Origin of the sequence: Pedobacter sp. D749 (assembly GCF_019317285.1) — a bacterium.
Lineage (GTDB): Bacteria > Bacteroidota > Bacteroidia > Sphingobacteriales > Sphingobacteriaceae > Pedobacter.
This window is the reverse complement of the sequence record NZ_CP079218.1, coordinates 2,464,414-2,487,996: the sequence shown is the minus strand read 5'-3', so window position 1 is coordinate 2,487,996 and position 23,583 is coordinate 2,464,414. Positions and strand designations below refer to the sequence as shown.

Here is a 23,583-nt window from a genome sequence, read left to right as displayed (position 1 = left end):
TATGGGCTTTGTTAAATAAAAAGGTTTTGGCCAGCTGCTTTCACTTTTTCTTTATCAATATTACTAAAGCTGGGTATACTACCTAGCTTTTTTATTTTGGCATATTGGAGGATGTATCTTTCGGTTTCCGTATTCTCCTCACCATTAAAAATGATGCCTTTAATTGTAATTTCATATTGTTTAAGCAGATTGACCGATAAAAGTGTATGATTAATGCTGCCTAAATAATTTTGCGAAACCAATATCACTTCTACTTCCAGTTTTTTAATCAGGTCGATAATCAGCTCACCTTCATTTAAGGGTACCATCAAACCACCAGCGCCTTCAATAATTAAGTCATTATCAGTTAAAGGAGTATTGATTTTATCGAGATCGATGTCAACATCATCTAATCTCGCTGATAAATGCGGTGATAATGGTTGTGTTAATCTGTAGCTTTCGGGGTGGATGATGGTTTGTGGGTTACTAATTAAACCATCTATTGTTATGCTATCGCTCGTATCTAAATCACCCGATTGGATCGGTTTCCAATAATCGGCTTTCAGTTTTTCAGTTAAAATAGCGCTTACTAATGTTTTTCCGATGCCTGTTCCGATGCCTGTGACAAAATATTTATTCATTTAATTTAATTCTTTAAGATGATTAACCAATGAAATAATTTCTTCATCGGTATTAAAGGCATGCAGGCAGATTCTAAGCCTTTCTTTGCCTAAGGCCACTGTTGGGCTTAATATTGCCCGGACATCGAAACCTTTGCTCTGCAGCGTTGTAGCAGCTAGTTTAGTAGCTTCATTTGATGAAAATAAAATACCCTGAATAGTACTTTCGCTATCAAGGGCATTGATGTTTTGTTCTTTTAAGGTGTTTCTGAACAGTGCAATTTTTTGATGAATCAACTGAGGATCAGTTTTATTTAGGTGTTGGTATGCCGATTTAACTGCAACCACATTATGAATGGGAGCAGCTGTGGTGTAAATGAACGATCTCGCAAAATTAATCAGGTAGTGGCGTAAGTTTTTACTTCCTAAAACAATGGCTCCGTGTACGCCTAAGGCTTTTCCAAAAGTTACAATGCGTGCAAATACTTTATTTGTTAAGTTAAACTGGTTGATTAATCCCCGACCGTTTGCGCCAAAAACGCCTGTAGCATGAGCTTCGTCTACAATCAGATTGGCCTGATAACGCTCGCAAAGATCTGCTACTTCTATTAAGGGGGCAATATCCCCATCCATAGAATATACGCTTTCTATCACCACAAATATATTTCCTTTCGCCAGTTTCAGTTTATTTTCAAGGTCATTTGTATCGTTATGAATAAATTTATAACGTGTAGCGTGGCTTAATCTACAGCCGTCTATAATACTCGCATGAATCAATTCGTCAGTAATAATGGTGTCGCCGCGTTGCGGGATACTTGATAATAATCCTACATTGGCATCGTAACCAGAGTTAAAGATTAACCCACTTTCAGCCAGATGAAAATCGGCAATAAACTGTTCGGTTTCTTCAGTAAATTTAGTATTTCCACTTAACAGTCTCGAACCACCAGCACCATTCAGGTAATTGGGCAGTATTGCCAGGGTATTGTCGATTATTTTTTTTAATTCTTTAGACCTGGCAAAACCCAGGTAGTCGTTAGAACAAAAGTCAACAGGAGGGATGTTGGTCGATAAGTTCCTGATCGAAAGATTGTCTTTTCGTTCCTGAAGTTTACCGTTAAGAAACTGTTCAATTTTGCTCATTGGTCAAAAGTAAAAAAAGCGTCCCGAATAATCGAAACGCTTTCAAAAATATAATTAATTACTATTGTACTATTTATCCTTGTGCGGGAGGATTAGAAACTACAGGTGCTTTGTCTTTTTTACCTCTACCACCCATTCCTTTTCTCATTTTCTCACCTTTTTCTCTGGCCTCAGCACGGAAAGCATCCATTTTAGTTTTCTGATCTGAAGTTAAAACCGCATCAACTTTAGCTTTTTGTTCATCTATTGCAGCTTTGCGTTCTTTCATTTTGCCTTTCATGTCGCTGTGATCGGCAGATCTCCAGGCTTCCATTTTCTTTGCGTTTTCTAACTCAATAGCGTAGATTTTAGTTTTTTGATCAGCGGTTAGGCTGAGCTGTTTCTCTAATCTGGAAGTTACCTTTTCTGCTCTTTGCTCGGCAGTCATCTTAGGCATTGCCCTTCTTGCTCGTTTCGTTGTGTCTTGAGCAAATGCAGTGGTTAATCCCATTACTGCAATTGCTATTGTTAAAATTGCCTTTTTCATGTTATGTTTATTTATGTGTTTGTTAAATCAATAGATACATAAAAACACAAACAGTTTAATCGGCATTTGTTAAAAAAATGTTAATTTTTATTTAACTGAGAGATTGATTTCTGCATTTGTGCCATCATTTGGGTAAGCGTTTCCATTGTTGGGTCGGGTGCAGGTTCAGGTAAGGAGGTAGAGATATATGCTTTAGCTTTCCATATTTCCAGAATATCATCAGCAGCAATTGTATAAGCATCGTACACCTTATTATCTGATATCAATTTCAAATCTTTATTCTCTCTGAAACGGTTACCCGCTCTTTTATATACTACGCCTTCATTTTTGCTAATTACGATATAGGTTTCGCCAGTTTTTACTTCATTCCAATTATCGAGATACTCACCAATAATTACACTTCCTGGTTGAACAGGCAACATACTATCGCCCATAATTTCAAAAGCCCTGAAGGTACCTTGTCTTAATGCAGCCAATGGAAGTTGAAATTTAGGCAGGTCGCTGATATATTGAGGATCTGAAAAACCATTCAAATAACCAGCACTCGCTTTAACGGGAACCAGTTCGATATTTTCGCGATCGTTCTGATCGACAGAAATACTTAGCACCCTAAGGTTAGATCCCTGGCTTTTTGGCTTCGGTTTCCAGCTGTCAGATATTTTTTCATTGATGAATTCATCGATGGTAAGATCAAAGTATTCGGCTATTTTTTTTAGCAAATCATATTTAGGTTCCGCCCGGTCTTCCTCGTAAGCTCCGATGAGCGACCTCTTGATTTCCATAATATCAGCGAAATTCTGCTGTGTATGGCCTTTTTTCTTCCTGAGGTACTTTAAATTATTTGAAATATTTGACATAAAAATAAATTTTAAAATAAATTTGGAATTACTAAAATAGTTAGTAATTTTATGCTCATAAAGTTAGTAATATTATTTTGATTTGCAAGAGGGTATACTAAATAGTTTAGTTTTAAGTTTTAAACATAAGATGATGAAAAAGTTTGTTTATATCGTTACCGACAGAAATCGTACAAGTATGCACGTGGGCATGAGCTCTGATTTAATGAAGACACTGGATTTCTACAAACAGATGCCAAACTTGTTTTTTGATAATGGACAACAATTAACCCGCCTTGTTTATTTTGAAGAGTTTAAAACAGAAGCACAAGCTCTGCTGCGTTTTAAATCAATTAGCCGGTTTACACGCATGCAAAAAGAGCGTTTGGTAAGATCTTGTAATCCAGATTGGATTGATTTAACTATAGGCCTCGATTTCGAAAATATTCTTTTACATCGGAATATAAGCAATCAGGTTAAACTATCATTTACGAGTTTATCTTAGGCCTGTTTAAAAATAGAATTATTTGTTATGTCAGTCTGAGCGTAGTCAAGACCATTTCAGCACATTAATAAAAGCAAACCATGACAGAATCTATTATTACGGCCGTTATTCTCGCGCAGGCGGGAATCTTAAAGCGCTTGCATTACGATTATTCATAAGTTTCCCTTGTTTTAAAGGTATTCATGAGCACTCCGTGGTTCCCAATCAAGTTGGGAATGACGATTCCTCACAGCCTATAAAAAAGCGATTATTGATATTTTAATCGCTTTAACAAGTTAGGAAAAGTCTAATTTTTTATTTTTTCGAGGAAATCATTTTCCAAATCCCGAAGATTTTCAAAAAAAACACTTTTATCCATAAAAACTTTCGGATTATAAGCATCTCCTGATTTACGTTTTTCATGGAGATCAAATTGACTTGCGTGAGAGGCAACCCAAAGATCAAAATCAAGCTTTTTCATTGCTTTAAAAGTTTCAGTATAATCTTTTTGAATATCTTTATATGATGCTATTTCTGAGAATTTTCTGTCAACAATTATGGATGGCATATTGGCAATCAAAATTTTGTAGCTAGAATTTTTATCTTTAGTATCAAATATAAAACTACACGATCCTTTAGTATGCCCGGGATGATGAAGCATTGTTAAAATAGTACTGCCTAATTTAATTTTATCGTCATTCTTCAATAGGAAATCAGGTTTTACGGGTTTGAAACTTACACCATATTTCCCAAGCTCATAATCCGATTTTCCTCCGGTTTCAAGAACATCCGCGTCTTTCTCATCTACATATAGTTTTGCGCCTGTTTCTTTTTTAATTTCAGCCATAGCGCCCAAATGATCAAAATGGGCCTGGGTTAAGAGCAAAATTTTGATTGATTTATAATCGAATCCCAAAGCTTTTATATTTTCTTTTATTATCGAAAGCGAATTAGCTAAACCCGTATTTATTAATATATTTCCTTTTTCTGTTACAATTAAATAAGAAGCTAAATCATACGTGCCAACATAATATAGATTACCTGCAATTCTAAATGGCTCTGTAGCCTGAGACCATTCTTTTGGATTATTAGCTGGCTCTGTTACTGTTTGAGCATAACACAGCATGCTGCAAGAAAATAAAAGCAGTAAAAATATTTTTTTCATATACAATTTCGAAATTTAATTATTTTCTTTTTACCATCCCGGTGCAAACGTTAAACCGAATACTCCGGTTTTAACATCCTTTCTTTGAAAAGGAATAGCATAGTAAGGTTCTAAAACAAAATAGCCAAAAACGTTTACCCTTACCGATATACCAACACTAATTGCTGGTACACGTTCTGTTGTAGACTGAAAGGTAACCGGTTTACCCTTTTCATCAAAAACGGGTTGTTTATTATCATCTAAAACAGGTTCAGTAGTATAAGTTGGTTCACTTTTAAATTTCACTTTGGTATCGTTCGTCCATGCCAATCCTGCATCGAAGAATAAATTCAGGTCAGAGAATAAAAACTTAGAAGGTATAGCAGCTAATTTTTTAGGCCCTGTAAATGGCAAGCGGACTTCGAAATTAAATACAGCAATTTTACTTCCAGTTAATTGGTTAATATCGAAAGATTCTGATGATTGTGCGGAAGTACTTTTGTAAATTGAGTTTGATTCATAACCCCTAATCAGGTATGGATAACCAAGATACATTGGATAAAGCCTGTCTGCATCTTTACCGATCCTTAAAGTGTTATAACTTCTTACAGCAAATGTTACTGGCTTAGCTCTCCAATATTTACGAAGGTCTGCCGTTACGCCAGCAAAATTATAAGTACCAAGATATTTCTCGCCACTTACACGATATCTGAAACCGTCAAGTGGACCAGTAAGGCCAAAGATTGAGTTATCGCCTACAAAACCAGCGTTTAATTGATATAATGTAAAAGAATTAAAAGGAATGCCATAATCCTGAGAAGCAACATCGTTGGAAATCCTGCTTTTATTTGAACCTATGTAGTTGCCAACCGAATTATAATAATTGCTATATCTATCAACTCTGTAACTATAATGCGAAAATGAACCGCCCAACTCAAAACGGTGTATTTTACTAAATGGATAAGCACCAAAAACCTGAAACTGATCTTCAAAGGTTCTGATAATGTCTGTTCTGTCTGCCAAGGCTTTAAGAGTTGTATTATCTCCTGTAGGGAGATTTTCATAGCCGTAAGACCTAAAACCAGATACATAAGGAATATGCGAAACGGCTGCACCCCAGTTTATTCTGCTTTTCTGATTGATATAACCCACTAAACCACCAAAGTCATAAATTTCTCCATTTACGGATAGGTTTGCTATGATCTGGTTGGTGCCTAATATATCGCTAAACATTCCTACTATACCACCAGAAACGCCGGTTCCGAAACGGCTGGTTGAAACACCTACGCCACTATTTGCTAAATAATCTAATCTGAATTTTGGTTTGTAAGGTACCGTTTTCATCGAATCGGCCACTATTTTCTCGAAACGGTCAAAATTATTTAAATTAGAGTTGATGATGTTTACACCAATGTTTTCCATTGGAGGGAGTATGGCTGCATCGAAATTTTCTTCCTGGTTACCAATTCTTTTCGCTTTAAAGCTGCTTAACTTAGCATTATATAGGGTATAACGCTGGTAACGGTAATAGCTATATACAATATCATCTGTTGTTGACACCGAAATGGCTGGCGAAAATTCGGTAATTCCACTAATCCCGGTAAAATAATCGGTCAACTGATCAACCGTATTATCTGCGAAATTGTATTTGTATAAATTCCTAAAACCATCTCTGTTAGACAGGAAATAGATGTTCTGACTGTTAGCCGAAAATTGTGCGTTTAAGTTATTCGCTCCAGGAAAAACATCCAAATTATTTACGGTTTTAGCCGCAATATCGTAAACAGCAAGGTTTATAGGCAGCACTGCGTTAATTACATTGGCCTGAATTGCGGCTCTATCTGATGAAAACACCAGTTTTTTACCATCAGGCGAATAACTTGGTGCATAATCAGAATATACATCATCGGTAATCTGCGTAACTGCTTTGGTATCGAGGTTGTAAGAGAAAATATCACTTTGTCCTTCAACCATTCCTGAAAATGCGATATCTTTTCCATTTGGCGACCAGGTTAAATTACCAAATTGCTGCACCTGTGCCATTGGTGTTTGAGATACAGTAGTTCCGTTTGAAACATTAATAATCATCATCTGGTTTTTACCATGACTGAAGATACTAAAGGCAAATTGCTTACTATCCGGCGACCATGCTCCGGCTGACTCTATAAAGTTGAAATCATCAATATGGCCATTAGAGATCTGACTGCTCAACTTCCTGATAATTCTCCCGGTTTTGGCATCTGCGAGAAATAAATCTATACCAAAAAGATCTTTTTCAGACATAAATGCTAAATATTTTCCATCAGGACTAAGGGCAGGGGCGACGTTCATATTACCTGCGTTTTTATTGTCGATGATTTTTGTACCCGTAATTTTAATCTGAGAGCTATCCGCTTTTAACATCGGCTTGTAATGCGCATCGATGGAGTTTTTCCAAAGACCAGATAATGTTTTATCGTCGTAACCAAATGTATATCGGATGGCATTTTCGTAACCATATTTTGCTGTATTCTTAAATAAAGGAACAATGGTGGTATCACCATATTGCGAACCGATATAAGTCCAGAAAGCCTGCCCGTAACGGTAGGGGAAATATTTGTTAGAGTTGGTTAAATCTTTTAACGAAGGAATATCACGATTTAACATAGCATCGCGCATCCACATTGAAGTAAATGCGTCTTTTTTTCCAATTGATAAATACTCGGCCATCCCTTCAACCATCCATAGTGGTGTCTGTCCAACATTTTCTAAACTAATGGAATCTTTTTCCAGTAGAAGGTGATACTGAAAAGCATGAACAAGCTCGTGACCTAAAACGTGCCTTGTTTGGCTATTGAGTTCCATAACAGGCATAATTACCCTGTTTTTTAGTGCCTCTGTAACCCCGCCGGTACCAATTCCAATTTCTCCGTTAAGCACTGTAGTTTGCTGAAAATCAGGATGGTTATTGTATAGAATAATTGGATTTTTCTTTAAAAAGGTATCTCTAAAAACTTCCTGATGCATTTTGTACCAGGTTTCAGCATCTTGCGAAAAACGTTTTAAAAGTTTCTCATTTTTAATATAATAATAGATCTCAAAATGGGGCGTCTGCAAAACTTTAAAGTCGAGTTTTTTATACCTTACCTTGTTTTGTCCGAAATATTGTGCCTTAACAGAAAAAGAAAGAATAAGCAGGAGCAATAAAGAAGAATATCGCCTTAATAAAGTAGAGCCTATTTTCATATGTTTGGTTTTAGTAATGATTGTTCAATAATTTACGAAAATGAAATGGTAAAAAATCTTGAAATAAAAGTAGCAATTGTTTAAAAGAGTATTAAAAATTTAACACTTTTTAAAATTCCACTGCCTATTTTACACAGTCAGTGAGCTATTTTGGTTTATTTCGGTCCAAAAAACTATTGCTGATTGTTATCTTCGTTTTTCTTTTTTTCCTTTTCTTCCTGACGTTGTTTCCTCCGAAGTTCACGTTCTTCTTTTCTGGTTAGTGGCACAGTTGGGGTAACGGGATTTTGAGCAGGCTCTGTTTTATTTTCTTCTTTTTTAACTTCGGGTTCATTGTTTACTGGTTCCGTAGTAACGGGTACTTCGGTAGGAACGGTAAAATCAGTAGAATCAACGGTTACGCTGTCAGTTGATGTTGTATCCCTGACAATTCTTGGACTAGGGCAATTGTAAGTGCGGGTAATATCAACTGTTGCTTTAGGGAAGGGCCCATAAGTATATCCTGATTTCGGATCGAGGTAAACTTTTTCCATAAACTTAGCAAAAATTGGCAGGGCAGTTCTCGATCCTTCACCTTGCTCGCCATTTTTAAAGTGGGCTGTTCTTTCATCACAACCTACCCAAACACCAGTCACCAGATCTTTGGTTAAGCCCATGTACCAGGCATCCACATAATCAGAAGAAGTACCTGTTTTACCACCAATCTGGTTGTTTTTCTTAAAAAGGTCAGGCCATTCCCATAAGGCCTGGGAAGTACCTTCAGGTTCTTCCATACCACCACGGAACATATAGGTCATTAACCAGGCAATTTCTTCAGTTAAAACCCTTTTTGTTTTAGGTTTAAATTCATCTATTAAATTGTTATCCTGATCGGTAATTTTTTCTACCAATATGGGATCTGTTTTAATCCCCTTATTCATAAATGTAGAATAAGCTTTTACCATTTCGTAAACGGTAACATCATTTGATCCTAAACTTACCGATGGTACAGATTCCAGGTGACTGTCAATACCACATTCGTGTGCATATTTAACCACATTATCCCAGCCAACCTTTTCCGTTACCTGGGCAGTAATGGTATTCACTGATTTTGCCATGGCCCAGCGTAAGCTCATTTCGCGGTAGGAAACACTATAATCGGCATTTTTTGGCTCCCAATATTTCGTTTCGCCTTTATCCTGGTAAGCAATTTTAACCGGCTTATCCGTAAATTTATCACAAGGACTCATCCCTTGTTCTAAAGCCGTTAAATAAGCAAATGGTTTAAAAGTAGAGCCTGCCTGGCGTTTAGCCTGATTTACGTGATCGTATTTGAAAAACTTATGGTCGATACCACCAACCCAAACTTTAATTTTACCACTTGCAGGTTCCATCGTCATCATTCCCGTATTCATGATTTTTCCGTAATAACGGATCGAATCTAAAGTAGAGAATAAAGTATCGCGATCTCCTTTATAAGTGAAAATCTGCATTCTTTTCTTTTTATTGAAATAGGCGATAACAGAATCTGGATTGTTAGGGAACTTTTTTTGCAAAAGTGAATAAATCGGAAGGTTTTTCATCGCACGGTCGGGGTAATCAACCTTTTGTTTTTCCGAATCATACCAGGGATCTTCCTTGCCCCAAACACTATAAAACCTGCGTTGCAAAATCCTCATCTCATCGGCAACCGCTTCTTCGGCATAACCCTGCAGTCGTGAATCGATTGTCGTGTAAATTTTTAAACCATCTTCGTAAAGATCGTAACCATTATCAGTACACCATTTCTCTAAATATTTAGCCACAGCTGCCCTTAAATAAGAGTCGCCATCACTGCCATCCTGCATTTTACCTTCTTTCAGTTTAACAGGCTCTTTTGATAATTGTGTTAAACTATCCTTACTCAGGTATTTGTACTTGTTCATTTGCGCAAGTACTACATTTCTTCTTTCCAAAGCTTTTGCAGGATTTTTAGTTGGATTATATAAGGTTGTTCCTTTTAACATCCCCACCAGCATAGCTGCATCTGTAGTGGCTAAATCTTTTGCTTCTTTATCAAAGTAAATCCGGCTGGCCGTTTTTATGCCATAGGTATTATTACCGAACGACACGGTATTCAGATACATGGTGATGATATCATTTTTAGAATAATTGGATTCTAACTTTACAGCTGTCATCCATTCCTTGAGTTTTACTATTAAGGTTCTTACTAAAGGTATTTTAATCAATAACCCCTGCGATTTATTATAACGTGTACGGTAGAGATTTTTTGCCAGCTGCTGGGTAATGGTGCTGGCTCCGCCATCCTTTCCCAAACCAATAACTGCGCGGCCAACTGCCTGCACATCGATACCCCAATGTTTATAAAAACGCACGTCTTCAGTAGCAACCAGAGCATGTATTACACCAGGTGAAATATCATTATAATTTACAGGCGTTCTGTTTTCTTTAAAATATCTGCCAATCAGTTTTCCATCTGCAGTGTAAAGTTCAGAGCCAACACGGAGGGTAGGTGCTTTAATATCCCGAACACTTGGTGAGTAGCCAAATAGCCACAAAAAATTTAATTGCAGGGCAGAAAAGAAAATTATTATAAAAAATAAAAATATTGTAGAATAACGTAAGTACTTGTTCTTTATCTCTTTAAACATATTGGATAAGATGATCTTTAGGTAAAAGCTGTGGCGTTAAATATAAAAAACTCTCTATGCAAATTAACGTATTTAATTTACTTATTTTTTAGTTCTATATTTAAATTATCGATGCATCGATTTATCTAAAATAATACATGATTATGAAGAACGAATTTAAAGGGTTAATTGTACAAGGAGGTGAGAAATTTTCTTTAAAAAATCATAAAACTGATTTTACCGGTAGTTATAACAAAGAAAAGGCTAAAGATGCATTGGTGAATTCGAAAATAGAATTAAACCATTTACAGGAGAAATTATATGCCTCAGGCAAACATTCTGTTCTGATCATTTTTCAGGCGATGGATGCTGCTGGTAAAGACAGCGCCATTGAGCACGTCATGAGTGGATTAAATCCGCAGGGATGCCAGGTTTATAGTTTTAAAGTTCCTACACCAGAAGAATATGAACACGATTTTTTGTGGAGACATTATAAAGCTTTGCCGGAACGCGGTAGAATAGGTATTCATAACCGTTCGCATTACGAAAACGTTTTGGTTTGTAAGGTACATCCCGAATATATTCTGAGCGAAAATATTCCAGGTTTTGATGATGTTAAAGAGATTGGCAAAAGTTTTTGGCAGAAGCGCTACAATAGCATTAAAAATTTTGAAGAGCATTTAACCGCTAATGGAACGGTAATTTTAAAGTTCTTTTTAAATGTTAGCCAGGATGAACAAAAACAACGCTTTTTAGAACGTATTGATGATCCTACCAAAAACTGGAAATTCTCTTCAGGTGATATTAAAGAAAGGGCTTTGTGGGATAAATATATGGATGCTTATGAAGATGCAATCAATGCTACAAGTACAGAAGAATCACCCTGGCATATTATACCCGCTGATAAAAAATGGTTTACCCGGCTGGCTATTAGTGAGATTATTGTAGAAAAGTTAAAAAGTTTAGATCTTGAATTTCCGGTACTTGGAGAAGAAGAAACTGCTAAACTGAGTGAAACCAAGCGTATTTTGCTAAGTGAGTAAAAAAAATGCAGGCCTATAAGCCGGGTTCTGTTTCCTGATTGCTCAGGCTTCTATCATTTATCCAGTATAAACGTTGCCGTTTATCTCTAACGACCTACCCACTAACATCGGACGGGCAGCCCTTTATTCCGGCATAAAGTCGGAATGTTAGCCTATTTGGTCTTTCAACTCCCGGGGTTTACAAACCACTGCAGTCGCCTGCAATGCTCGTGCGCTCTTACCGCACGTTTTCACCCTTACTCCGACATAAGCCAGAGCGGTATATTTTCTGCTGCACTAATCCGTAATTCAGGTTTTCATTCCTGAATTCCTTTCCGTTAGAAAGCGGGATGCCCTGCGTTGCCCGGACTTTCCTCTCTTCCGATTTTATTCGAAACAGCGATAGAACAGCCTGCATTTTGCGCAAATATGGGTTTTTTTAAGCACAAAGTATCTAAAATATCATTATTGTGATATTTATTCGTTGGTATTTTTATAATACTGAATATTATTTACAATTCTGCAAATCTTTTGAAACCTTCGAATAAGGTACAAAGCCTTGCTTGTTGCCAAACGAATTGGTAATGAAAACCATTACCTGTGCCACATCAATATCAGCCAATTCGGGGAAAGATGGCATTTTTTCTTTGTATTCCTGACCATGAATGATCAAAGATTCGTTTGCACCGTTTTTAATAAAACAGGCTAAACGAGTTTTATTTGCTTTTAGAAATACCGAATCGGTAAGTGGGGGAGCAAGTTTACCTAATCCTTCGCCATTTACACCATGGCAGTTTTGGCATTTGGCTTTATAAATATCTTTTCCGTTCGACATGTAATTTTGCAGATCGATGGTTTCCTGATTTTGACAGGAAACAATGATGCCTATAATAAAAAGGGAAAAAACTGAATTGATAATGTACTTGCGCATGGATGTTTTGTAGTGAAAATCATCCTTTCGATCCGATAGCTAGCGGATCGAAAGGATGATTAAATATAACTTTACTTTTTATATTCGGCCAACAAAACGGGAATATCTTTTTTCAACTGCTCTACCTGATCTTCTTTGGTGCCATCGTAAGCACCGCGGATGCGCCTGTCTTTATCAATTAAAACCAGGTAACCCTGGTGAATATAACCATCTTTAGCAGTACTGTCTTCGCCAACTGCCACTAAGTAGTTTTTTTCGGCCAAAGTGTATACGCTATCTTTTGTACCATAAAGAAATTGCCATTTCGGACCATCTACGCCTAATTTTTGGGCGTATTTTTTTAAAACATGAGGTTTGTCATATTTAAAATCAATTGTATGTGATACAAACATTACATCTGGATTGCTTTTAAAGTCATTATAAACCGTCATTAAGTTACGGTGCATGGTAGGACAGATGGTGGTGCAGGAAGTAAAAAAGAAATCGGCCACATAAACTTTGCCATCCGTTGACTTATTGGTCGTTACAATGCTATCCTGGTTTAAGAAAGACCAAGCAGGAATCGTTTGGTAAACCGTATCAATTTTTTCTACACCTGCAGCATCTTTAACTGTTTCTGCATGGCGCTCGCCATAAAATGGAAGTTTTCTTTCTTGTTTGCAAGATGCGAATAATAAACCTGCGCTTATAAGAATTGTGATATAGTTGATATTTTTCATTGTATTATAATTGATTAATATGTTTCAAATTTACTGTATTTTGTTTTTTACTTTTTTATAAAAATTATTAAGCCGAGCAAGCTAACGGTTAAAATTAACAGGGCCGCTAATAAGATAAAGAAATCACGAAAGTTTTTCCCTGCCCAATCCAGGTAATGGAATTTGTGCAGAAAAGCAAAAGAATACCCTTCGTAACGATCGGCATCTGCAATTTTTGCAGCTAAACGGGATGTTTTGGTGTCGATATATAAATTAGTGTGATTGGGAGTGTTATATGTTAGTTTTACAACAGGGAGGCGTTTAAAAACAAACCCATATTCTCTATCATCGAATTTATAGAGTACGCTGGTTTTTATTAGTTTCGCTTTGCAAATGTCATTTTCAGTAGCGTTTGAAGTACAACATTCCATTTCGGGCTCGTCTGTATCTTCTGATTTGTTTTCAAATTTATTCGCTAAGAATTTAGCATATTCGAGATTACCGTTGTTGAGTTTGGAACTATCTTTTGCATTGATATAAATCGTTTCTTCCGGCAGATCTTCGGTCTTATTGTAGAATATTTGAAAATATACCTGTTTTTTAAACTTTACAAGGGAAATATTGTTCAGCCGGTCCGAATCTAAATTTAAAACGTTATTGGGTATTTTAAGTTCACTAAGATTGATGTTTGGCTGGTAAATTACATTCTGAATGGTATTTGAGTTAAGCTTATTCATAATATGATAGGCTCCGCTAAATGCAAAGGTTAATGTTAATAAAGAAATGCAAATTCCAATCTGACGGTGGTAAAGCCTTAAGAAACCAATTTTGCTTCCCTGTTTTGGTTTTTTAAATTTTTTCCAGAGTATACCATAAATTAAAATACCACTTAAAGCAGATAAAGTAATAATGGACAATAAAACCACCATAACACAGGTTTTAAACGTGTTATTACTGATTGCTTCTAAAAATGACCAGCTATGGAAATTATCAAACAGCCATAAAAAGGTTTTTCTTGCGTCAGTATTAAAAGTAGCCAATTGAGAAGAGGCTGTTTCTACATAAACATCCATGGCATCTTTTCGGTTAAAACTTACTTTCCAAACCGGAAGATATCTGTTTACATATTTATATTGCTGACTAAAACCTGTTTGAACAGTAATTGATTTAATTTTACTAGAACGGTCTGCGATAAAATAACGGGCCAGATATTCAGCATAATGTTCGTCTCCATTACTTAATGCTATTCCTGTTGTTGTATTAAAATAGTGTAAATCTCCCTTGATACTTTTAAGCTGATAATAGGTTTGCTGATCGAAATTTACTATCCTGAAGTTTTTAAATTCCTGGATATTATTTTTAAGCAAAACATCCTGAAGTGTGAGTTTAATCTGCCCCTTATTGATGGGTTTTGGTACTAAAATCTGATGGGCAATTTGAGGCTTAAACCAATTGGATAGAAAAGGATGCATCAATCCGGATAATGTCCAGAAAATAACAGGAATAACGGTAATAAGCCCAATAGTACGATGACATTTGTACATATTACGCTTGACGCTTTGTTTAAAATTTGATGTTTTATTATTCATCTTTAAAATTTTTTATTTTAAATGAAGAGGTAAAATGAAAACCTGAAGCGATCTGATGACATCTTTTGGTACTTCTATTTTTTTCCTGCAAAGTTATATTGGATTCCGAACACGAATGTTCTTGGTGCCGCAGGAGTAAAGGTGCTTGTATCTGTTGCATTGTTTCCTCTGGTAACATTTGTTGCATAAAGCGTATTTCCTAAGTTCATTACATTACTATATACTTCCACACCTTTAATTTTATACCCAATCCGGTAGTTTAGTAGCGTATAACCATCATATTTAACTGTGTTTATCTGATCCTGGTAGTAAGAAGATAAATGTTGCAACTCTATGGACATCCGTAGATTTGGCAATTGTTTTGGATAGTAGTTAAACTCTGTATTGTATACCCAGCGTGGAGCAGATGGCATTTCGTAATTGTTCAGGTTTTGTAGGGCATCTTTGGGATTATCACTTACCTGAAAACTGATGAATTTGTGTATGGCAACTGTACCGCCAAAACGGAAAGAAAATTGAGGATCAGGATTAGCGGTAAGGCCAAATTCAATTCCACGATGCAAAGTTTTTCCTGCCGATTGATAATCGGTTGAATTATCTGGTTGACGGATACTTAGCAATTCATTAGTACCATTCATTTGGTAAATAGCAATATCAGCATAAACTTTATGGTTAATGAATGTTGCCCAACCTCCAAGCTCATAATTCTGGAAAGTTGCAGGCGCCAGGTTATAATAAAATTGGGCAGGACTGGTGTTAGGCTTTGCTCTAAAAATTGCAGTTAAAGCGGTTGGCGAAAAACCTTGTGCGTAATTGGCATATAGTCCTTTCTCCTGATCGATCTGATAAGTTAAACCAATTTTAGGCGTTAACTTACTATATGCTTTTTCTCCAGAACTATTATCTAAGTTATTAATATAGGTAAAACTCATCCTGTCATATCGGAGACCTGTAGAAAATCTTATTTTTTTTACCAGCTCGAAATCATATTGCAGATAACTTGCGGCATTGCGGATTTTAGCATTGTAATCAGACAATTCAATATCCGGACGTTCTTCTTTAAGGCTATATTTTTCAACCGATTTTCCATCAGGACGAAGTTGTGCAATTAAATCAGTTTGATAAGCCCAATAATCGTTTGGAGAATAATCAAACATGGCTCCGGCAATTAATTTTGAATTTAAGAAGTTGAAATGTTGACTGTGCTGCGCAATAACACCATAGCTACTGAAATTGTTAGCATTAATTTGACCAGTTGCAGTAGTTTGTCCTGTTTTCCATCTGATACCATAGGAAGGATTTTGCCCTAATTGATCGTTTCTGTTAAAAATGGTAATAAATGATTTAGCATTTTCATTCCATTCATGTTCAAGGGTTAACCGTGTTCTGTTCGCGTCCGATTTGCGGTAAGCAAAATCAGATGTACTCAGGTAGTTTCTACTATAAAAAGCAATACTATCTACACTACCACTCATTTGGGAGTTGTATTTGCCGTAAATAAAATTACCAATTAAGCGTGTTTTAGGAGTGAAATTATATTCTAAACGAGCATTTATTGTTTGTTTATCATAGTCAGAAGTGGTCATCCAAGAATTGGTTTGTTTACTGGTTAAACCTCCAATGTAGAATCCAAATTTTCCAATTGTAGCACCAGTACCAAACTGAAACCGCTTATATCCCCAGTTATCAAATTGAAATCCTGCTTTAGCAGTAGGAACTGTTGTTGGTCTTTGCATGATAAAATTAACTGCACCACCAATAGCTTCTGGTCCGTAGATGGATGAAACCGGACCTTTAACAACTTCGATAGAACTAACCGTATATTGATTAATTTGTAACAGGGCATTGTGATTAAAAACACCCATCGGACGAATAGGAACACCATCTTCCATATATAAATAATACGGGTTGGTTGTAATTGGCTGTCGGATAGACATCATGTGTTGTTCATTGCCTAAATCGACCATCAAAACACCAGGTGTCTTATTTACCACCTCAAATAAAGTGGTAGCTTTCGTCTCGTCGATTAATTTAGCACTAAGTTTAGTTATTGCAATAGGCGTTTCGCTACGTAATGAAGCTTCTCTATTTGCCGTAACCATAACACTCTGCAAAGTTCTGGAATCGGTTGTTAATTCTATATTTTGATTGTTGTAGGCTTTAATTTCTACATTTTTATAACTGATGCAGCTAATTAAAATATCTGGCGAAGCCTGGCTGCAAGTTAATTCGAAATAACCTTCGTTGTTGGTTTTTGTAATGTTAGCACTATTTTTTTCCTTAACCAGCGCGGCGACAACAGGTTCCTTTGTTTGCGCATCGTATATTTTTCCTTTAATTGTTTGGGCGTATGCAGCAATATTAAGGCATAGCAAAATGCCTGTTAGTATTTTGAATTTCATTCATTAAAAATTGGGTGGTGATTAATAGTTTCAAACTAACCAGCGGGATAACATTTGTATTTTATAGATAAACATGGCTGCTTAACGCCTGATTGGCATTAACTGGTGCTTTCTATTTGATGTTATTAGTGGTTATAATTAAAAATTAACCCAATTTTGGAGGATGGAATATGGATATGGAAAGATCTTTAACCGGTTTTTCGATGTAAAGATTTTCTGAAGTGATGATGAAATAAGGAATATGATGGTTCAATGCAATAGTCTGAAATCTGGGTTCAGCTTCTATAACTCTTTTAAGGTTTTCCTGAGCCTGTTTGTTTTTACCATCAAGGTCTTTCAGTTTTTTTGCCAGGAAACACTGCCCATCACAATGTAATTCAGGATGCTCTTTATTAATACAGAATACACTGGTAATGTATTCTTTGTTCATTTTATAACCAGAATAAATCACCAATTGCATGAAACCGTTGCTAACGGTGCATATAATGATCAGATATATTAAGGTTTTTTTGAGCATGGTATTGCGCTGCAAAAGTATTAAAGAAATTGGTTGCAGCAAAGGAAAATAAAAATTGCCTGAGTTTAAATTTTAAAGTAGAACTTAAAATTGATATAAGGTGATGTTTTTCAGGAATTTAATTCTTTAAGATTTAGTGATTCTAATATATTTTTGAGTTTGTGCAGCAGGCTTTTACCTGCGCTTTTAGTTAAAGTAATTTTTTTCTATCTTGCCATACACAAAAATGAAACCTATGAAATTATTTAAAACTATCGCGTTGATGATGGTATTGTCATCATGCGCCAAAAAAGAAGTTCCAGATGTACCTCCAGCCTTTAGTGATCCAGATTGGACCAGGCTCGAAATTGCAAATGGAAAAGAAGCCCATGCTGTTTACGGGAATTTAGATGATACACTTACCGTCTCAACCTTATATGATATTCGTCAAACGTATGATAAAGGAAAAACATGGGTAAATGTAAAAACCACTCATCAACCTTTTTATGGTCTTTTAGTGAAAGGCGATAGCATTTTTACTCTAAGTTCGAAATCGTTAAAAAGTCAGTCCGGACAGATGTTGACATCATTTTCACAATATTTAAGTTTAGATAACGGTTTAAGCTGGCAATCATTTTATGAAGGAGCGAAGTCGATAAATAGATCAAAAGAATATGCTACTGTTTATCCGAATAACCAAATAACGATCCGATTAAAAGAAAATTTAGAACCTATAAATGATAATCCCAATCACAATAGCGTTTTAAAAAGTACAGTTGAAATAATTGAAAATGGCAATACCAGAACACTTTCATTACCATTTAATAATCAGATCACCAATCTGTATCTTGATGAAAAAGGAAGACTTTATGTTTCGGCTACAAGTGCCATTTATGATAAAAATTCGGGTAAGTATTCAGATAATGAAAAGGCAGAACCGGCTATAATTTATGTGTCGAAACAAAACATTTCTAATTTAATAAAATAGGTTAGCCACAGATTATCAGATTTTTAAACAAAAATAATCCAGATACAATTTATGCATCTGGATTATTGTAATCTGCAAATCTTCGGCTGCCTTATGCCTGCAAATCGGCCATTACCGCTTTAATTTTTTCTCCAAGCTGTGCATTAACCGAATCAAAATCTTTCCTATCGGCTAAAGGTGCATTTACACTGCAATAGAATTTAATTTTAGGCTCCGTACCACTCGGACGAGCCGAAACGATACTTCCATCTTCAGTAATAAATTGCAAAACATCCGAAGTCGGGTAATCCAGTTTAGTTACTTTTCCTGTTGCTAAATCTGTTTCCTGACTCAATTCGTAATCTTTCAATACTGAAACTTTAGAACCGCCTAATGTTGCAGGAGGATTTTCCCTGAATTTAACCATCATGGCTTTAATTTCTTCAGCACCTGATTTACCTTTTTTGGTCAACGAAACCAGATCTTCTTTATAAAGGCCATATTCTACATACATATCCAATAAGGCATTGTATAAACTTGCACCTTTATCTTTGTAATAAGCAGTCATTTCAGAGATAAAAGCTGCAGAAACTACTGCATCTTTATCGCGTACTAAATCGCCGATCAAATAGCCATAGCTTTCTTCGCCACCACCAATAAAGTATTTTTTGCCTTCCAGCTCAGTCATTAACTGACCGATGTATTTAAATCCTGTTAAGGTATTGTAATAGGTTACATTTTTCTTTTTGGCAATCTCTTCGATCAGGTTAGAGGTTACAATGGTTTTCACAATAAACTGGTTACCATCTAATTTGCCGCTATCTTGCCAGGCTGATAATAAATAGTTAATTAACAGACTACCTGTTTGGTTACCATTCAGTAGCACCCATTCGCCATCATTATCTTTTACGGCAATACCTACACGATCCGCATCTGGATCAGTTGCCAAAACTAAATCAGCATCAATCTCTTTTGCTTTGTTCATCGCTAAAGTTAATGCTTCTTTTTCCTCTGGATTTGGATAAACCACAGTTGGGAAATTTCCGTCTGGTGTGCTTTGCTCTTCAACTAGGGTTACGTTGGTAAAACCAAATTGAGCTAGCGCTTTAGGCACCAATGTGATTCCCGTTCCGTGGATAGGTGAATAAACAATTTTTAAATCGTGCTGTCTTTTAATGGCTTCCGGAGAAATTGAAAGTGCTGCAATACCATCTAAATAAAGTTTATCTACATCTTCGCCAATTAATTCAATATTTGAATCTACACGATCAAATTTTACTTCATCAATGCTTTTAATCTTGCTTACTTCATCAATTACCAATTTATCATCAGGAGAAGTAAACTGGCCACCGTCTGCACCATAAGCTTTATAACCGTTATATTCTTTAGGATTATGCGATGCGGTTAACATAACTCCACTTTTACAACCAAAATGGCGCACAGCGAAAGAAAGCTCTGGCGTTGGTCTTAATGCAGAGAAGAAATATACATGGATTCCGTTTGCTGAAAAAACGTCAGCCGTAATTTTGGCGAAATAATCAGAGTTGTTGCGACTATCATGCGCAATGGCCACTTTGATTTTCTCGTTCGGATATTTGTTGTTTAAGTAGTTGGCCAATCCCTGTGTAGCGGTTCCAATGGTGTATTTGTTTATCCGGTTAGAACCTGCACCCATTATACCGCGTAAACCGCCTGTTCCAAACTCTAAACTTCTATAAAATGCATCTATTAATTCGGTAGTCGCATCTTTGTTTACAAGAGCCTGAATTTCTGCCTTTGTATTTTCATCATAATTCCCACTTAACCACTGATTAATTGTGGCTTGCGTTGATTGGTCAATTGCCTGCATTGAGCTGTTTTTTTAATTTAATATCTGGTGTTGAACAAATTTAAATGAATGATGTTTGGTTGAAACCTATTTATTTCAACTCATCCAAATTTTATTTTGTTGAGGGTGTTGCTTTTAAGCTTGTTTTGCTTATTTTCACGCCCCGATACAATAATAAAGAAATTCCGGTATTAAAGTAAAATCATCTTAACTTTTTCACAATCCGAAAGGGATTATGTAAAGTTTTGGCAGTTTTTATCACAGTTAATAATAATTTGAGTAGATGAAAATATTAAAATTTGGGGGTACATCAGTTGGTAGCCCCGAGCGTATGACGAAGTTATTGGATATCATAGATCCAAATGAAGAACAGATTGTAGTGTTATCAGCCGTTTCTGGAACTACAAATAGTTTAGTAGAGATTTCTAATTATTTTTTAGCCGGAGATAAGAAGAACGGAAGTACCGCCGTAGAAAATTTATATCAAAAATATAAGGATTTCGTAATTGAACTTTTGCCCGCTGCTGATTTTCAGGAAATGGGAAATGAAGTGATTGATTACCATTTCAGCTTTTTAGCCGTTTTAACCAATGATATTTTCACTTCAATTGAGGAAAAAGTAGTACTGGCGCAAGGCGAATTATTGTCTACCACTTTATATCACATCTATTTGAAGTCAATTGGAATCGAATCCGTATTGTTACCCGCATTGGATTTCATGAAAACGGATGAAGATAACGAGCCTGATATTCCATTTACCACAAAGCACTTAACACCTTTGTTGGAAGAGCATAAAGACAATAAGTTATTTATTACGCAAGGGTACATCTGTCGCAACAGTTTTGGAGAAGTAGATAACCTGCGTCGTGGGGGTAGTGACTACACGGCCTCATTGTTAGGCGCTGCAATTCTGGCCGAAGAAGTTCAGATCTGGACGGATATAGACGGCATGCACAACAATGATCCACGTATTGTTAAAGGCACCAGGCCAATTGCCCAGCTATCATTTGATGAAGCAGCTGAGTTGGCTTATTTTGGTGCAAAGATTTTGCATCCTCAATCGGTTTTCCCTGCACAGAAATATAAAATTCCGGTTCGTTTATTAAATACAATGGAGCCTTCTGCGGCGGGTACTTTGATTACGCATGATAGCGAAAAAGGGAAGATTAAATCAATCGCTGCTAAAGATGGGATTACTGCAATCCGCATCCAATCGAGCCGCATGTTATTGGCTTATGGTTTCTTACGCCGTGTTTTTGAAGTTTTTGAGCGGTACAAAACACCAATCGATATGATTACTACTTCTGAGGTAGCCGTATCACTAACCATTGATGAAACAGCTCATTTACCGCAGATTATCGAAGAACTGGAAAGTTTCGGAACAGTTGAAGTAGATACCAACCACAGTATTGTTTGTGTGGTTGGCGATTTTGGCTCTGAGAAACATGGTTTCGCCAGCAGGGTTTTGGAAGGTTTAAAACACATTCCAATCCGTATGATTTCTTACGGAGGAAGCAACTATAACGTATCGCTTTTAATTTTAAGCGAGTATAAAACTGAGGCTTTAAGAAGCTTACACAATAGATTATTCGAATAGGAGAAAAAAGGCGCCAATTACTACCATTAATCCGATTAGGAAGTGAAAAGCCAAAAAGCTTGATGGTAGTAATCCGTTTTTATATTTTTTGTAGGAGTTATACAATCCCGCAGAAAGAATAAGAATGATAAATATGGCAGCTGCTATCTTCATTTTTTGATAAATAAAAGGAACAGTACAATAAAAAGTAACACGATAAAAAATCGGATTTTTCCATTGTATTGTTTCCGGGTAATTCTTCCATGTTTTAAATCCAGGTAGTTACCCAAATAAACTAACCCGAAGAATAAAATTAAAATTATAATAAGGAATTTGAACATGTTCGCCGATAAAGATATATCAAAGTTTAACAATATTGAAACGCCTTTTTACTACTATGATACCGATCTGTTGCAAAAAACCTTGCATATCTGTGCAGATGCAGCGGCTCCATACCATTTCCATATCCATTATGCATTAAAAGCGAACTTCAATAGTGTGCTGTTAAACCAGATCAAAGAAATTGGTTTCGGTGCAGATTGTGTGAGTGCAGGAGAGGTGAGAAGAGCTGTTGAAGTAGGTTTCGATCACAAAAAAATCGTTTTTGCCGGAGTAGGCAAATCGGATAAAGAAATCAACGAAGCGCTTGATCTTGATATTTTCTGCTTTAATGTAGAATCTATCCAGGAATTAGAAGTGTTAAATGAACTTGCCGGTAAAAAGAGCAAAACCGCTCAGGTGGCTATTCGCATCAATCCAAATGTTGATGCCCATACCCACCACAACATTACCACGGGTTTAGATGAAAATAAATTCGGTATCAACTCATGGGATTTGCCAGAATGTGCAGAGACTTTAAAAGCATCTGTAAACTTGAAATTTATAGGTATTCACTTCCATATTGGTTCACAAATTACTAATCTGGATGTGTATAAAAACCTTTGCGTGCGTGTAAATGAATTTGCAGCCTGGTTTGAAGATAAAGGATTTAACCTTAAAGTGTTAAATGTTGGTGGCGGCTTAGGAATTGATTATTACAATCCCGATCATCAAATTCCAGATTTCGAAGCTTACTTCAAGATTTTTAACGAGTTTCTGACTGTTAAACCTGGTCAGGAAGTGCATTTTGAGCTGGGTAGGGCTTTAGTTGGACAATCAGCTTCATTAATTACAAGAGCACTTTACATTAAAAAAGGAAAGAAGAAAAATTTCGTGGTTTTAGATGCAGGGATGACCGAATTGATGCGCCCGGCTTTATATCAGGCCTACCATAAGATCGAAAACTTGTCACAAATCTTAAATCTCAAATCTCAAACCTCAGTTAAATACGACATCGTTGGACCAATCTGCGAAAGTACCGATTGTTTTGGTAAAGAAGTTGAGCAGCCAGAATCTTTCAGAGGTGATATTTTTGCCATCCGTAGTGCAGGTGCTTATGGAGAGGTAATGGCTTCCAAATATAACCTTAGGGATGCCATAAGATCGGTTTACAGTAACGAGATTTAATA

The 23,583-nt window shown here is 36.2% G+C and carries 18 protein-coding genes and 1 other RNA gene; 5 read left to right on the top strand and 14 right to left on the bottom strand.

Annotation, left to right across the window (positions count from 1 at the left end; translation table 11 throughout):
- Window positions 1–11: 11 nt before the first annotated feature.
- The 4 genes from bioD to KYH19_RS09975 all read right to left on the bottom strand — a co-directional run bounded on the left by bioD (window position 12) and on the right by KYH19_RS09975 (window position 3,125).
- Complete coding sequence (gene bioD / locus KYH19_RS09990; protein ID WP_219078583.1) at window positions 12–620, bottom strand: dethiobiotin synthase; 609 nt, start codon at window positions 618–620, stop codon at window positions 12–14.
- Entirely contained in the window at window positions 621–1,742 is a 1,122-nt protein-coding gene (locus KYH19_RS09985; RefSeq protein WP_219078582.1) for a pyridoxal phosphate-dependent aminotransferase family protein, read from the bottom strand. It lies immediately after the preceding gene.
- A gap of 73 nt (window positions 1,743–1,815) precedes the next feature.
- On the bottom strand, window positions 1,816–2,268 hold the full coding sequence (locus KYH19_RS09980; RefSeq protein WP_219078581.1) for a DUF4890 domain-containing protein: 453 nt from the start codon (window positions 2,266–2,268) through the stop codon (window positions 1,816–1,818).
- Between the two features lie 80 nt (window positions 2,269–2,348).
- Window positions 2,349–3,125 (bottom strand): LexA family transcriptional regulator, encoded by a 777-nt coding sequence (locus KYH19_RS09975; protein WP_086546492.1) that lies wholly within the window; start codon window positions 3,123–3,125, stop codon window positions 2,349–2,351.
- Between the two features lie 133 nt (window positions 3,126–3,258).
- Here KYH19_RS09975 and KYH19_RS09970 point away from each other — a divergent pair, with 133 nt between their 5' ends.
- Window positions 3,259–3,609 (top strand): GIY-YIG nuclease family protein, encoded by a 351-nt coding sequence (locus KYH19_RS09970; protein WP_029275228.1) that lies wholly within the window; start codon window positions 3,259–3,261, stop codon window positions 3,607–3,609.
- A gap of 286 nt (window positions 3,610–3,895) precedes the next feature.
- On the opposite strand, the gene blaB3PEDO is transcribed toward KYH19_RS09970, so the two are convergent.
- From blaB3PEDO to KYH19_RS09955, 3 genes are all read right to left on the bottom strand, one after another.
- Window positions 3,896–4,753 carry a PEDO-2 family subclass B3 metallo-beta-lactamase gene (gene blaB3PEDO, locus KYH19_RS09965; protein WP_219078580.1) on the bottom strand — a complete coding sequence of 286 codons (858 nt, stop codon included), beginning with the start codon at window positions 4,751–4,753 and terminating at the stop codon, window positions 3,896–3,898.
- 30 nt (window positions 4,754–4,783) lie between these two features.
- Entirely contained in the window at window positions 4,784–7,957 is a 3,174-nt protein-coding gene (locus KYH19_RS09960; protein ID WP_219078579.1) for a basic secretory protein-like protein, read from the bottom strand.
- 173 nt (window positions 7,958–8,130) lie between these two features.
- Complete coding sequence (locus KYH19_RS09955; RefSeq protein ID WP_219078578.1) at window positions 8,131–10,587, bottom strand: transglycosylase domain-containing protein; 2,457 nt, start codon at window positions 10,585–10,587, stop codon at window positions 8,131–8,133.
- 143 nt (window positions 10,588–10,730) lie between these two features.
- On the opposite strand from KYH19_RS09955, the gene KYH19_RS09950 reads away from it, so the two are divergent.
- On the top strand, window positions 10,731–11,609 hold the full coding sequence (locus KYH19_RS09950) for a polyphosphate kinase 2 family protein (protein WP_132397835.1): 879 nt from the start codon (window positions 10,731–10,733) through the stop codon (window positions 11,607–11,609).
- Here the strand turns inward: KYH19_RS09950 and rnpB are convergent.
- The 6 genes from rnpB to KYH19_RS09920 form a co-directional block, all read right to left on the bottom strand.
- Window positions 11,610–12,007, bottom strand: an RNA gene (gene rnpB / locus KYH19_RS09945) — RNase P RNA component class A.
- An 89-nt stretch (window positions 12,008–12,096) separates the two neighbouring features.
- Window positions 12,097–12,519 (bottom strand): cytochrome c, encoded by a 423-nt coding sequence (locus KYH19_RS09940; RefSeq protein WP_219078577.1) that lies wholly within the window; start codon window positions 12,517–12,519, stop codon window positions 12,097–12,099.
- 71 nt (window positions 12,520–12,590) lie between these two features.
- Complete coding sequence (locus tag KYH19_RS09935) at window positions 12,591–13,238, bottom strand: SCO family protein (protein WP_219078576.1); 648 nt, start codon at window positions 13,236–13,238, stop codon at window positions 12,591–12,593.
- A gap of 47 nt (window positions 13,239–13,285) precedes the next feature.
- Window positions 13,286–14,806 carry a PepSY domain-containing protein gene (locus KYH19_RS09930; protein WP_219078575.1) on the bottom strand — a complete coding sequence of 507 codons (1,521 nt, stop codon included), beginning with the start codon at window positions 14,804–14,806 and terminating at the stop codon, window positions 13,286–13,288.
- A 74-nt stretch (window positions 14,807–14,880) separates the two neighbouring features.
- On the bottom strand, window positions 14,881–17,208 hold the full coding sequence (locus KYH19_RS09925) for a TonB-dependent receptor (protein WP_219078574.1): 2,328 nt from the start codon (window positions 17,206–17,208) through the stop codon (window positions 14,881–14,883).
- Between the two features lie 145 nt (window positions 17,209–17,353).
- Window positions 17,354–17,638 carry a hypothetical protein gene (locus KYH19_RS09920; protein WP_132397827.1) on the bottom strand — a complete coding sequence of 95 codons (285 nt, stop codon included), beginning with the start codon at window positions 17,636–17,638 and terminating at the stop codon, window positions 17,354–17,356.
- Window positions 17,639–17,960: 322 nt separating this feature from the next.
- Between KYH19_RS09920 and KYH19_RS09915 the strand changes: the two genes are divergently transcribed.
- Window positions 17,961–18,692, top strand: a complete 732-nt coding sequence (locus tag KYH19_RS09915; RefSeq protein WP_219078573.1) for a hypothetical protein — start codon at window positions 17,961–17,963, stop codon at window positions 18,690–18,692.
- Between the two features lie 91 nt (window positions 18,693–18,783).
- Here the strand turns inward: KYH19_RS09915 and KYH19_RS09910 are convergent, their stop codons facing one another.
- Entirely contained in the window at window positions 18,784–20,520 is a 1,737-nt protein-coding gene (locus KYH19_RS09910; RefSeq protein ID WP_219078572.1) for a phospho-sugar mutase, read from the bottom strand.
- A gap of 262 nt (window positions 20,521–20,782) precedes the next feature.
- Here KYH19_RS09910 and KYH19_RS09905 point away from each other — a divergent pair, with 262 nt between their 5' ends.
- Together KYH19_RS09905 and lysA are read left to right on the top strand one after the other, a co-directional pair.
- Window positions 20,783–22,096, top strand: coding sequence for an aspartate kinase (locus tag KYH19_RS09905; RefSeq protein WP_219078571.1), 1,314 nt, complete (start codon window positions 20,783–20,785; stop codon window positions 22,094–22,096).
- 318 nt (window positions 22,097–22,414) lie between these two features.
- The gene (gene lysA, locus KYH19_RS09900; protein ID WP_219078570.1) at window positions 22,415–23,581 is read left to right on the top strand and encodes a diaminopimelate decarboxylase; all 1,167 of its coding nucleotides are present in this window, start codon (window positions 22,415–22,417) and stop codon (window positions 23,579–23,581) included.
- Window positions 23,582–23,583: the final 2 nt, after the last annotated feature.

Excerpts from the sequence above, each read along its gene's own strand:
- KYH19_RS09925 (WP_219078574.1), bottom strand. The coding sequence starts at position 17,208 with ATGAAATTCAAAATACTAACAGGCATTTTGCTATGCCTTAATATTGCT.
- KYH19_RS09935 (WP_219078576.1), bottom strand. The coding sequence starts at position 13,238 with ATGAAAAATATCAACTATATCACAATTCTTATAAGCGCAGGTTTATTA.
- KYH19_RS09910 (WP_219078572.1), bottom strand. The coding sequence starts at position 20,520 with ATGCAGGCAATTGACCAATCAACGCAAGCCACAATTAATCAGTGGTTA.
- KYH19_RS09915 (WP_219078573.1), top strand. The coding sequence starts at position 17,961 with ATGAAATTATTTAAAACTATCGCGTTGATGATGGTATTGTCATCATGC.
- KYH19_RS09940 (WP_219078577.1), bottom strand. The coding sequence starts at position 12,519 with ATGCGCAAGTACATTATCAATTCAGTTTTTTCCCTTTTTATTATAGGC.
- KYH19_RS09930 (WP_219078575.1), bottom strand. The coding sequence starts at position 14,806 with ATGAATAATAAAACATCAAATTTTAAACAAAGCGTCAAGCGTAATATG.
- KYH19_RS09960 (WP_219078579.1), bottom strand. The coding sequence starts at position 7,957 with ATGAAAATAGGCTCTACTTTATTAAGGCGATATTCTTCTTTATTGCTC.
- KYH19_RS09905 (WP_219078571.1), top strand. The coding sequence starts at position 20,783 with ATGAAAATATTAAAATTTGGGGGTACATCAGTTGGTAGCCCCGAGCGT.
- KYH19_RS09950 (WP_132397835.1), top strand. The coding sequence starts at position 10,731 with ATGAAGAACGAATTTAAAGGGTTAATTGTACAAGGAGGTGAGAAATTT.
- KYH19_RS09920 (WP_132397827.1), bottom strand. The coding sequence starts at position 17,638 with ATGAACAAAGAATACATTACCAGTGTATTCTGTATTAATAAAGAGCAT.
- KYH19_RS09985 (WP_219078582.1), bottom strand. The coding sequence starts at position 1,742 with ATGAGCAAAATTGAACAGTTTCTTAACGGTAAACTTCAGGAACGAAAA.
- bioD (WP_219078583.1), bottom strand. The coding sequence starts at position 620 with ATGAATAAATATTTTGTCACAGGCATCGGAACAGGCATCGGAAAAACA.
- KYH19_RS09980 (WP_219078581.1), bottom strand. The coding sequence starts at position 2,268 with ATGAAAAAGGCAATTTTAACAATAGCAATTGCAGTAATGGGATTAACC.
- KYH19_RS09975 (WP_086546492.1), bottom strand. The coding sequence starts at position 3,125 with ATGTCAAATATTTCAAATAATTTAAAGTACCTCAGGAAGAAAAAAGGC.
- KYH19_RS09970 (WP_029275228.1), top strand. The coding sequence starts at position 3,259 with ATGAAAAAGTTTGTTTATATCGTTACCGACAGAAATCGTACAAGTATG.
- blaB3PEDO (WP_219078580.1), bottom strand. The coding sequence starts at position 4,753 with ATGAAAAAAATATTTTTACTGCTTTTATTTTCTTGCAGCATGCTGTGT.
- lysA (WP_219078570.1), top strand. The coding sequence starts at position 22,415 with ATGTTCGCCGATAAAGATATATCAAAGTTTAACAATATTGAAACGCCT.
- KYH19_RS09955 (WP_219078578.1), bottom strand. The coding sequence starts at position 10,587 with ATGTTTAAAGAGATAAAGAACAAGTACTTACGTTATTCTACAATATTT.